Genomic DNA, 12,932 nt, shown 5'->3' on the forward strand with positions numbered 1-12,932 from the left:
TTACGTCCCTCACATTTAAGGCTTGTACACAGGATAGACTGTTGTTCTGGGTGAAATATACCCTTGAACCGATACTCCCGACGGCGTTACAGATCGCCACATTGTACCCGTAACTACTTTACGAGGACTGTTCCACGCGGCATCCACTTCATGAACCAGCCTTTCCTTATCCCAAGCAGCAGGAAACATAGTATTCACCTCATTATTAGCGGGCTTCACAATCCACTGTCCTGGATTTCTTAGGTCAGGTACTTCGACGGTAGCCTCGTAGACGCCGTAGGGATCAGGTGCCGTTTGAGTCCCCGGCACTATCCTCACGTCACCATTCAACAAAGTATGACCGCCGGTAGGTGTGCCGTTCGTTTTATAGTCCGCTCCAATAATATGGTCGTAATCCACTGGGCTGCTATACATATTCCCGGGTGACAAGTCCCCATCCACCGCAGGCGAAGTGGTGCTCCAGCCACCGTTACTCTCGATCGTACTCCCCCCGGTACTATTAGGCCCTGAAGGCAGTACGATGGACCCACCCGCGCTAACAGGATGAAGCGAGTCGTTATTTTCTGCCGGAAAATCCAGTAAACCATATTTAGGATCAAGCAAATGGACCGGAAAAGTAGTTTTAAAAATAAACAACCACAACTCTGCCGACAAGCTCAACTGTTGTTGCCCGGTGTAACCTGCCTCATCTAGAGATGATATGACTGAATTCGCCGCCACCCGCATGTTTTCTTGGTTTTGTGGCGAGCTTTCAGTTGACACTAACGCCGCCCCTAAAGCAGCAACGGCACCGCCGGCCAGCAGGGGTATTGGTACGAAACTCGATACTTCAGGATGAGGGTTCTGTAACCGCTGAAGCAACACCAACATCCCGTACGCCTGATCGGGATTTTGACCTGCAATATCGGCTATCTTTTTAGCAAGGGCCTGCACCTCAGCCGTTTCAGCACCTTTAGTAATGCCGCGTAATGCATCGCCCGCGGCTGCTTCCCTACGCTCGGCATCACGACTGCCTAACTGCCGTTTAAAGGCCCGGACTATAGTGACTTTGTTTGCATCGTCAAAACTATTGCCCACTGCAATATTCGCGGCACCAAAAAGCAGGTCCGTTAGAATATTTAACGACTCAAGACTATTTTCGCCGTAGTTCTCAACGCTTTTTTCCCATCTGTCGAGAGTCTTTTTCGGATCGAGTACCGCGCCGACAGAAGTACTGGACGCGTACAACTCCGTCCGATGCTCTTTATCCCTGGTGATCTCGTACGCCTTGCTCACATCCCGGTTAAGCCCCACCGTGGAATCCGCGCCTGTGACCTTGTCGTTACGCACAACAATCTCACCCGCCCCCACCGTCGCACGAAGGATTTGCTCACGATCCTTGTTGTAGTTGTAACCCTCGACCGCCCAACTGTTTTTTTCCTTCCCTTCCATGCCCTTGTTGGGTTTGTCGGCTTGCGCGCCGCCACCCATGTTGTAGCTACCACTGACATTGAGGTAATAACCGTGCTCGTTGTCTTTACCGGTGATATTGCGCGAGCCCAATGTATCGGTATCGAGTTTCAAGTTGCCGTTATCCGCAGCCAGTACTGCCCCATCTAACTGGGTATGGCCCTCAGTGCGAATGTCGACTTTGTTTTGGCCGCTGATGACGGTCTGGTTGTCGACCCAATTGGTTTTGCCGTTGGTTTGGCCATAGCCCACTGAGCCGCTGGCGGTTACACCGAAACTCACGGCGACTGTCAGGCTGGCATCGAACTCTTTCCCTTCGGCTTTACCTGTGTTCGGCACCGAAGAGACGGTGAGATTACGGCCAACATCGCCGATCACTTCATCCCCGCGCAATGTGGCACCGGCGATGATCGTGTCGCGCCCGCTTCCAAAGTTCAGTTGGTTACCCGCGTAGAGGTACGCTTCCTGCTGGCGGACTCCTTCTCGCTCGAGTTTTCCAAGGCCAACGTTGACGCTGCCATAGACACCGAGACCTTCTTGTCCTGCGATGATGCCGCCTTCAGCACCCCAACTGCGCCGACTGCTTTCACTACTGAAAGCATTTTGTGCCGACAGAACTCGAAGGTCGTTCCCTGCCTTGAGCTTGATATCACGCTCAGCCGTCGCCTCGGTGCCGATCAGGGTCAGGTCATTTTTGGCGTCCAGGTTGATATCACCGCCGGCATTGAGCTGCGTCGCGGTGGACGTGCCCTGCATCGACTCATCCTCGCCGCCGGCGGCGCTCAAACCTACACCCAGTTTGAAGCCACCGGTGGTTCCGCCCTTCACACCGCCTTTGCTTTGGGTTTGATGACTATCTGTACTTTGCGCACCGTGAGCCACGTCGAGTGTGATATTGCGCCCACTCACGTTGATGTCACGCCCGGCGTCGAGCCGGCCGCCACTTGCGCTCACATCATTACCAGCCTCAAGGCTGATGTCGTTGCCTGCCGAAAGACTGGAAGAACGATTGCTCACCGATGTTTGGGTCTGGCTCTGGCTGGTACTTGAACCGCCGATGTGTCCATCGAATTTAGGACCGCTGAAGAATTGATCGAGGGCATCAACGGTTTTCAAAACGCTCGATGTTTTACTGACGCCATCTTCGCCTTTACCCGTTCCGCCTAGGGCATCTATCGTATTTCCTATGTTATAGGCGACAGTAGTCGTGGTGCCGTTACGCTTTACACTTTCGGTAGTGGTAACTTGATTGCGCTCGTTGACGGCAAGGATGTTGATGTCGCGTGCCGCTTTCAACTTGATGTCATTGTCAGCCTGGAGGTCGGACCCCAGTTGATTGATATCGCGTTTGGCATCAATCCGTACATCATGCCCTGCTTCGACAAGGCTACCTGCCGCCGTATTGCCGTCGGTATCACGGCCTTTCTTGATCGTTTCATTGCCGACGAACGTGGTGTAACCGTTGTTGTCGACGTCCTGCTTGATGCCGTAGCTTTTATCAGTTTTCCATTCATTGCTTCTGCGCTGATTGGTACCTGCGAGTATGTTCACGTCACGTCCGGCATCAAGCGTCGCATTTCGGTCGGCGCTGACGCCGCTGCCAACGATATTGATGTCTCGGGCCGCGTCCAGTACGGCATCGTTCCCTGCGTTGATCTGACTCCCCACGCTGGTGCTGCTGACAACTTCTCGGCCTTTTTTCTGCGATGAGCTCAGGGTGATATCCGCCCCCGCCCCCGGCGTACCGGCGAACAGACCGACCGTGTCCTTGAGGGACAGGCCAACCTTCTTCTTGTATTCCTCGGTTCGGCTATAGGCCTTGTCATCTGCTGCTGTGAGATCGATATCGCCTGTTTTATCGATCAGACCGGCGTGCAGCTCAGCATTGTTTTTCGCCTTGATTTCACTGGCTTGCATTGCGATGTCATGACCGGCAACGAGGACTACATCGTTAGCAGCGCTCAGCTCGCTGCCCACTTGAGTCACATTGGTCTGCAGTTGGCTTTTACCGCTTTTGGACAGGCCAAACAAACCAGTCTTTGTCTTTTTGCTGTACGCCCCGTTTTCTTCAGTAGCGGAGAGCACCGCCACGTCATTGGTGGCGCCGACGATCAAGTCACTCCCTGCCTTCAATTCGCTGCCCATGACCGTGACATTTCGCCCACCATTCAGACTGACGTTGCCGTCTCCGTCCATAGCTGTATTGATGGTGAGATCTCTTCCTGCCTCGATGACAGACGCCACATTAGTACTGCTGTAACTTTGCCTCTCAGTCGTTTTGCTACGTCCGAACGAACCTTTCTTCTTCTTGTAGTAATAAGAGGAAGCCTCGTCTTGCGCGGAGGCGATGACGACGTCTTGATCGGCATTCAGGCTGACATCATCCGTGGCCTTGATCCGGCTAGCGATGATGCCGAGGTCATTACCCGCATTCAGTGCGATGTCGCGGCCTGCATTTAATACCGACGACTGCTGGGTGACGCTATGCGTTTCATTCGCCCGTCTTTTGCTGCGCGAGACGTAATCGCTCTCGTTGGCGGCCGAGGTGATGACAATGTCATTACCGGAATCGACGATGAGATCACGCTTGGTATCCAATCGACTGGCGACAATCGCGACATCGCGGTCGGCACTGATCGACAGATCCCGTCCAGAAGTCACTTCCGCTGCATGTTGGGTAATGGTCTGGTTGAGGAAGTTGCTGCCACGGGAATCAGTGCGACGGTCCTGAACCGAGGTGATATTCACATCCTGACCAGCGATAAGTTTCAGGTCTTCCCCGCTTCGCAGTACCCCACCAATATTGTTGATATTGCGCCCTGCATCGATCTTCAGATCATTGGCCGCTTCAATCCGCGCAGCGCTGTTCAAGACATCCCGGTGCTGAAGCGTCCCGCCGTAGTTGGTGTCAAAACCATATACGTCCCGCTGATTGATCACGTCGCCTTTGGTGGCGGTCAAGCTGACGTCACGGCCGGAAATAATACCTCCGCCACTGTTGATGATGTTGTTACCAGCCTTGAGCGTCAGACGCTCGCCGGCCTCGATCAAACCGCTATTGGTGAGGTTGTTGCCCGCTTCGGCCGACAGATTGTTCGAAGCTCGTAGCGTGCCGGCGTTGTTTAGATCCGCACCGGCAATCAGGGTTACATCACCGCCCTGGACCAACGCACCGTTGGGTGCCAGGCGATTGTTGGCCTGGGCCAGGTAGAGCACCGGCACCAGCACTTTCTCTCCATTCACCTCGTGCTCTTCGAGCCAGACGATGTCATGCGTCAAGGCCGCCACTTGCTGGGAGGTCAAGGTCACACCCAGCGACAGATTGAGCTGCTCTTTGCTGGCCACGGCGTTGTTCATCAGATACTTGAACATTGCTTCGTCGGAGGTCTGACCATCAATGAAGCGCTGGCCTGTGCGCGCGACCACAGCCTGCTGCACCAGACGCTGTTCGAACAGGCCATCGCCGAGGCGTTTGGCACTGATGTCCGGGTCATAACCCAGTTTGTCCAATAGGTAGTCCGAACTCATGAACTGCTTGAGGTCAGTCAGCGCCGGGTTAGTTTCGATCAGGTATTTTTGTGGGTTGGAGCGCACGCTGGTGTCGGGAAGCCCCTGGACACGTGGCACGTCAAACGCGCCTTTGTCACGGTTGGGCAACAGCACACCAACCGGGCCATCGCCGGCGCTTGCGTTGACATTGATCAGGACTGCCTTGTCGTCAAGGTTCAACGACGGACGAGCGGCCAGGATCAGGTCGCGCTTGTTTATTGCAACTGGGTCATTTTGATCGAACTGCAAAGCAGTGGCGGGTCTTGCTTGGTCTCCGACCGAGCGCTCGGCGGTCGTGGCGATAACCGAGCCAATGGTTCGGTCTACGCCTGGCACATTCGTCTGCTCGCTTGCGCCCTTCCCGCTGAGGCGGAACAGGCCGTTGTTTCCTACCGGTAGGGTGAAGCCTGGTAGCGCCAGCGGGTTGACTTGCTGTAGGGCCAAGTCCGGTGGCAATTGCGGGTTCAAGAACACTATAGTCGGTTTGACGGCGCTCTTGACGCCTGTGTCAGCCGAGGCCTTGGCCGTGCCATCAAAGTTGGTGTAGGGGTTGAGGTTGCCGTTGTTGATCGTGGTTTTGGCGTTGATTTCTACAGCTTGTCCAGCCTGCACGATGGACGAAACGCTGCCGCCGCCGTTGGTGAAAATACGGTCATCTTTTCTCAGCTCACCAGACAATATCTGGGTAGGTATGGCAACTTCGGAGCCAATGCCGAACTTGGCGTTGATTTGGTTGAGCTTCTGCTGACTAAGCACGGCGTAATCCCAATGAGTTCCGCCCTTGTCCGGCTCATGCCAACTTATGATGTAATTATATTGATTTCTTGAGTTTCGATCAGCGTAACGTTGCAGATCTTCACTAATCCAACTTATTCGATTACCGGGCAATCCACCCAGTTTATAGATTCGTGAACGGGTGAAGCTGCCAGACTGAAGGCCAAAGTTATCGAAAGTATCGACATCGAGCTTGATATTTTTGCCAGCAGAAATGAGCGATGCTGTGTTGGTAAAGGATCCGACGTCGCCGGTCAAGTTACCTGCAACAGTGAGAGATGCTTGCGGTCCGGAAATTGTCGATGTCGACTCAAAGCTCTCGTTAACGTAGAACGTGCCCGCCCCATCAAACGTGATGTCGCCGGAGATGAATTTCTCTTCGCCAACCACGCCTTCGGTTTTATTGTTGAAACTATTCGCCGACAACGAAAAATCACCATCGACATTGATCGATGCGGCCAGGTTGTTGACATTATTGGCGCGTCCGCCATCCCTGCCAGCGATCGTCAGATTGCCGATGCTGTAAATATCGCCAGTCTGGTTGGTGAAGTCGTTGGCGAGCAGATTCATGTTGCCGCGGCTGAAGATCAGCCCGGTGTTATTGACCAGGCTGGCCGTCTTGATCGTGAGCTCCTGGGCGGCGCCGAGCGTACCGGTATTGCTCACCGCTCCGGCGTTGAGCATTAAGTCACCATTGGACGTCAGGCGACCGCCTACGTTTTTCAGCAAACCGTCCACGTTGATGGTGCCGAGTCCGCCTGAGCCGATGCTCGAAACGCTCGTCAAACCGAGTTGTGCTGCTTTCAACGTCAAATTGCCCAGGCTGCTCACGCGACCATTGCCGCTGTAGCCGCCAGTCAACTGGATATCCAGGCTGCCATCGCTGGCAATCACTCCGTCGTTAATCCAGTTTGCCCCTTTACCCACAAGTTGGTTCGCGGCTAACAATTGTCCGCTGGCAGTCTGGGTGAAGTTGTTGACGTTGACCGTCAGGCGTCCGGCCTGGATCACGCTGCTGTTGGTCCAACTGTTTGCGTTCAGCGTCAACCCACCACGGGTCAATAACGAACCACCGGCATTCATGACGTTGGCCGTGGAAATGCCGAACTCACCTTGGCCAACGTGTGTGACGGTCCCACCTGCGTTGAGCAAGCTCGGTGCTGAGAGGGTAAGATCAGTATTGGCGGACTCCAGCAGACCGTTACGGTTATCGAACAAGCTACCGATCTGAAAGTCGGTCTTGCCGCTGTTACCCAACGCCCGCAATTTCCCGCCCTGGTTGTAGAGATTGGCGGCTCGCACGACCAGAGTACTGGCGCTTTCTACCAGGCCGCCATTGTTGGTAAGGCTGCCATTGACGCCAAGTTCGATGTTGCTGCCGCTGATTTGACCGGCGTTATTGTTCAGTGACCCGGCCGCGACATTCACCCGTCCCTTGGCGTAGATCCCACCGCCGCCATTGTCCAATGCATTAGCACCAGCATCGAGCAGGATGTCACCAGTGTTGGCCGCGATACGGCCGGCGTCACTGTAAATGCCGCCCAACGCTCGCAGGTCAAGGCGGCTGCCTTCGAGCTTGCCACCCTGGCCGTTGCGTAGCACTCCGGTCAGGCGAGTTTGCAACAGGCCCTTCAAACTGGACAGCACGCCGCTCCGACTGTCTAGGCTGGCGGCAGTAAGGTTCAAGTCACCGGTCTGGGCGATGATTTTGCCGCCCAGGTTGTCGATGGCGCCGTTACCCGCGTTCACGCTCAGGGCGCTGTAGCTCTGCACCGCGCCTTTGGCATTGTTCAATCCGGCGGCGGTAAGGGTCACGTCAGCGTCACGACTGGAAACCAGGCCATCGGCATCGTTATGAGCAATGCCACCAACGGTGAGATTCAATTGGCCGATGGCTGAAATTGTCCCGCTTTTGCTGTTGTTCAAGTCGCCAGAAGTCAGCAGGCTCAATATGGACTGGCTGATCAACTGGCCGCCCTGGTTATCGACGCCACTGGAGCGCTTGATGACCAGTGGGCCGGTACTGCCAAGTGCGCCATTGACGTTCGTCAGGACGCCAAGCAAGTCGAGGGTGACGCTGTCTGCCCCCACCAGGCTGCCGCTTGTGTTATTCAGTTGAGACCCTGTGAAGGCCAGCGCTTTGCTGGCGGTGACACGGCCAGATGTATTATCCAAACCGGCCGCACGGATATTCAGGGTGTCACCGCTTTCGATCAGGCCGCCCAAGGTGTTGGTAAGGGCGCCACCGGTGAAAGTCAGCGTCTGTTTGCCGCCGCTGGTAACGATACCGTTGCTATTGTCGAGGCTGGCCGCCGTGATGCTCAGCTCGCCCTTACCGGCCAGACCGCCTTTGCTGTGGTTGATCAACGCGCCGCTGAGGTCGATGGTCAGGTTACCGAGCAAACTGGAAACCGTACCTTCCTGACTGTTATCGAGCGAGCCGCCGCTGACCGTCAGCCCATTCCAGCCGGACACCAAGCCGCCCTGGTTTTTCATTTCGACGGCGGATAGGCTCAAACGATCGTTACTGATCAGGTTGCCGCCACGGTTATCCAGACGGTTACCGCTCAGGCTGTAACTGTTGACGCTGGAGATTTCGCCAATCTGGTTATTGAGGTCACGCAGATGAGCGATGCTCAACACGCCTTTGGTGTTGATCAAACCATTGCGATTATCCAGATCCCCCGTTGCCGGCCCCAGATCAATGTCGATACCCGAGCCACCCAACAGCGTGCCGCCCACGTTGCTCAGACCGACGCTGTCGAGACTCAGTTGTTGCTCAGCCTTGATCGTGCCTTTGTCGTTAGTTAGCAATCCATCAACGGTCACGCCAAGATCGCTGTCACTGAGCAATACACCGCCACCGCTGTTATCCAGGCTCGCTGCGCGGATTTGCAGCGCGGCAGCCGCGATCTTGCCTTTCACCGACATCAGCGCGTTGTCGATAGTCAGGGTGAGCTTTTGATTGCTGAGCAACTGTCCGCCGCTGTTGTCCAGCGATGTGGCGACCAGATCGAAAGCCACGTCGCTGGAAATTTCACCATCGCGGTTGTTTACCTCACCTAGATTTTTCAGCAACAACTGGCCCGGCGCACCGATGAAGCCGCCCTGATTATTTAGCCCGCCACCGTTCAAGTCGACACTCAAGTTGCCCTTGCTGAACAACTGTCCGCCCTGCTGATCGAGCCCCTGGATAGAGGCCACCAACGAATTGGCAGCGCCTAAGCTGCCAGCGGCATTAGTCACCTGACCGGCGCTTATTTCCAACTGGTCACCGGAATACATACTGCCTTGGCTATTGTTCAGCGCACCGGTGGTGATGTTCAGTTTGCCCTTGCTGCTCAGGATGCCTTTCTGCTGGTTGTCCAGCGAACTGCTGGTGATCGTGAGCGTCGTGTCGGTCAGCAGTTGGCCGGCACGGTTACTGACGGTATCGCGGGTTTCGATAGCCAAGGCCTTGGCGCTGGAGGCTGTACCGCCGTTGTTGCTCAGGCTTTGGGCATTGATCGTTAGCAAGCCTTCGCTGAGGAGGCCGCCTTGATCATTGTTCAGATCCGAGGAGAGATTGATCGCAAGGTCACGCTGAGTGATGAGCCTGCCGCTGTTTTCCAGCGTTTTCCCTGTCAGCGTCAGTCCCGTGTCACCGGACACGAGCCCCTTGTTGCGGTTGATGATCTGCCCCACAGTCAAGGCCAGGTTTCCGCCAGCCAGGATGTAGCCGCTGTCGCTGTTATCAAGCCAGGCTCCCGTAAGGGTCACGTCGGCCTTGCTCGACAGTTCGCCGGTGCGGTTATCAAGACGATCGACGGTCAGTGCCAGTGCTTTTGTCGCTCCTACCAAGCCCTCTTGGCGATTATCCAACTCGGCCGCTTTGATCGTGAGACCGTTATCAGCGATGACCACGCCTGCCTGATTATCAAAAAAACCGGCGATGGTGAGATCAACATCTCCACGACTACGAATTTCTCCGTTAGCGTTGTTTAGAGTGGTGCTGCGGCTGTCGAGGCCGGCGGAGGCAATCAATCCCTTTATGTTGCTGAGTGCCTGATCGATGACGAAGGTCAGCTTTTCATTGCTCAGTAATTTTCCGCCATCGTTGTTCAGGCTTTGCGCATTGATGCTCCAGGCCTTTGCGCCGGAAATTTCCCCGTCGCTATTGTTCACCTCATTGAGATTTTTAAGAAGCAATTGACCCGGTGTATGAAGATTGCCGCGCTGGTTGTTCAGCAGACCATGGTTGAGATCCAGGGTCAGGTCGCTGTTGCTGAAAAGCTCCCCGCCATCCTGCTCCAGAGAGGTAACCGACACCTGAAGCTGTTGTTGGCTGCCGATTTTCCCACCCGAGTTGTCGAGATGCGCCGCTGTTAGCAACAGCGTGCCGTCGGTGGCAAAACTGCCGCCCTGACGGTTCTTCAACTCACCGGTGCTCAGTGTTGAATTGGCCTTTGCGCTGATGAGGCCCTGGTCACTGTTGTCGAGACTGGCACTGTTGAACGTCAGGCCTTTTTGCGATGCGATCAGGCCGCCCTGGTTAAATACTGCGCCGACGGAGGTTAGTGCCATTGCCTCAAGGCTCGACAATTTGCCAAGGCGATTGTCGAGGCGGCCAGCGTTTAAAGTCATTTGGCCTTCACTGCTAAGCAGGCCCTGCTGGTTGTCGAAGATGCCATCGAAGTTCAGCCCCAGGCTGCCCTGGGTGACAATCCGTCCGCCGATATTGCTCAGTCCGATGCCGCTGAGCGTGCTCGCACCTTTGCTGAAGATCAGACCATTGGTGGCGTTGATGATCTGCTCGACCTTCAGACCCAGTGTGGTGTCGGACAACACCTTGCCACCCTCACTGTTGTCCATGCGAGTGCCTTGGATGTGCAGGTCCAACTGGCTGGACAGCGAGCCACCACGATTGTCGATTTGATCGACGTTCATTGTCAGTGTCTTGAGTGACCCGACCAAACCATCCTCGCGGTTGTCCAAACTCTTACCGATCAGGAGCAGATTGCCCTCGGCGACCAGCTCGCCGCCCTGTTGGGCCAAAGTATCGATGGTCGCTTCGATGTCACCCTTGCCGGAAATCCGTCCGGCATCGTTGGCCACTTCTTTGACTTTCAGGTTCATCGCCCCTGTCGAAGTGAGCAGCCCCCCATCACTGTTATCCAGCGAGTTACCTTCGAACGCCAACGCGGCCTTGCTTTCGACGCGGCCCTTGGCTCGGTTGTCCAGTTCATCGATCAACAGTTTTGCGGTCTGATCGGCGCGAATGAGTCCTCCACGGTTATCGACACTGGCGCTGTTGATGTCCAGGGTATTGAGGCTGGAAATTTTGCCGGTGCGGTTATCCAAGCGAGTGGCTTGCACATCCATCGCACCATTGGCCTGGATCAGGCCTTTCTGATTGTTGAGCTGAGCGCCGACACGGGTGGTCAGCGTTCCCTCACTGGTCAGTTGACCCTGCTGACTGTTGTCGAGCTGCTGCGCCCGAACGGCCAGAGCCTGTTTTGCGCCGATCTTGCCGGTGCTGTTATTGATCGTGCCGAGCGCGGTGAGATCCAGCAGACGCCCTGCCGTCATCAAGCCAGAGACGTTATCCAGCGACGTGACCGTCAGTACGGTATTGGTTTGGCTGGAGAGTTCGCCGTTCCTGTTAATGAGCTGCCCGACGTTACCATCGATACTACCGCTGCTGATGACACCGCTATTGTTCAGGACCTGACCGGCGTTGAGGTTCAAGGTGTTGTTGCTCAGAACGCGTCCGGTTGTGCGGTTATCCAACGTTCCGACGTTGATTACGGCGGCTGACCCGTTGAGCGTCCCGCCCTGGTTGTTCAACGTCTGCGCAACATTGGCCGTCAGATTGCGACTGGCGATCACACTCTTGCCGTTGTTGCTGAGGTTTTGCGCCGTGAGGCTCACATCCCCCGCCGCATTGCGCGAGTTATCAGCATTGACCCCGGCCTCAATGATGCCGTTGTTGCTCAACTGCCCACCGGCATTCAGGGTGATGGAGTTGCGCGCCGCGAGGGTTTTCTGATTGGTCAGGTTGCCCTGGGTTTGCGCGTTCAACGTGGTGCCGGCGTAGACCGGACCACGGGCGTCGAGGCTGGCAGCCTTGACCTTGACGGCGCCGCTGGCCGAGGTGTCAATCAGGCTCAGGTGGCCGTTGGCATCAAGCTGAATATCCCCACCACTGGCAATCAACTTGCCGTCCAGCTTCACGCCAACACCGGCCTCGGTGCCCACCAACTTGATCGCCCCGGCATACATCCCTCCCAGCGCCGAGGAGTCGATGGCCAGTTCCGGTTTAGCGCTGCCGTCATCGGCGCGGGCGGTGGCGCTCAAGGTGTCGGCGTTGACGTCATTGCGTCCGGCAATAATCGTCAGGTTCTTGGCCTGGATCTCGGCGTTGATCTTGGCGCTGCGGGTGATGATTTCGAAGTGGTCGACGTTGTTGGCGTTGAGGCCTGCGCCTTCGATGGCGACGCTGCCTTTATCCACCTGATAACGATCCAGCCGACCGTTTTCCACCACCGGCTTGCCGGTGCTCAAGGTCACTTTCGGGCTGTTGATAAAACCGCAACCATTACAGGTAATGCCGTACGGGTTGGCAACGATGACGTGGGCCGATTGCCCCGCCACTTCGGTGTAGCCGCGCAACTGGCTCGGGTTGCCGCCGTTGACTTCGTTGAGGATGGTCTTGGCCGCCGTGCCATTGAGGTTCGGGTTGCCGAGGATGATCCCGCCCAACTGGGTGGACTGGGTGCGCGAGGTGGCGTTGTTGAGGATCACGCCGTTGCTGCCGACGTTGTAATCCTTGAACTGGTTGTGGGACAGGCCGTTGCCGTTGGGCTTGGCGATGTTGACGATGGGCACGCCGTTGCCGGCCCGGTCCAGGCCTGTGCCCGGCGCGCTGACCACGATGCCGTCAGCCTGGGCCCACAGCGGTTGCCAGAACATGACGTTGGCCAACAGGAACGCAAGGCCGCGTTTGGGCATGCCCCAGAAGTGCTCGCGGGTTTGCAAGGCAGCAGAAGGCTGGCAGGCCAGAAAGGCGTGTTGGCGGTCGTCCATGATCGAGTCTCGTTGCAGCAGGAATTTAAAGAAGCACTCCCATGCGAATGTCGAGCGGCGGCAAAACCAGACACGACTTTGCTCCAGGGGTGGGT

The 12,932-nt window shown here is 56.1% G+C and carries 1 protein-coding gene; it reads right to left on the bottom strand.

The annotated features are described in order from the left end of the window. Window positions 1-15 precede the first annotated feature (15 nt). The gene (locus PSH91_RS22685; protein ID WP_305466803.1) at window positions 16-12,837 is read right to left on the bottom strand and encodes a hemagglutinin repeat-containing protein; all 12,822 of its coding nucleotides are present in this window, start codon (window positions 12,835-12,837) and stop codon (window positions 16-18) included. Window positions 12,838-12,932 lie beyond the last annotated feature (95 nt).

This window comes from Pseudomonas sp. FP1154, from assembly GCF_030687245.1.
Lineage (GTDB): Bacteria > Pseudomonadota > Gammaproteobacteria > Pseudomonadales > Pseudomonadaceae > Aquipseudomonas > Aquipseudomonas rhizophila.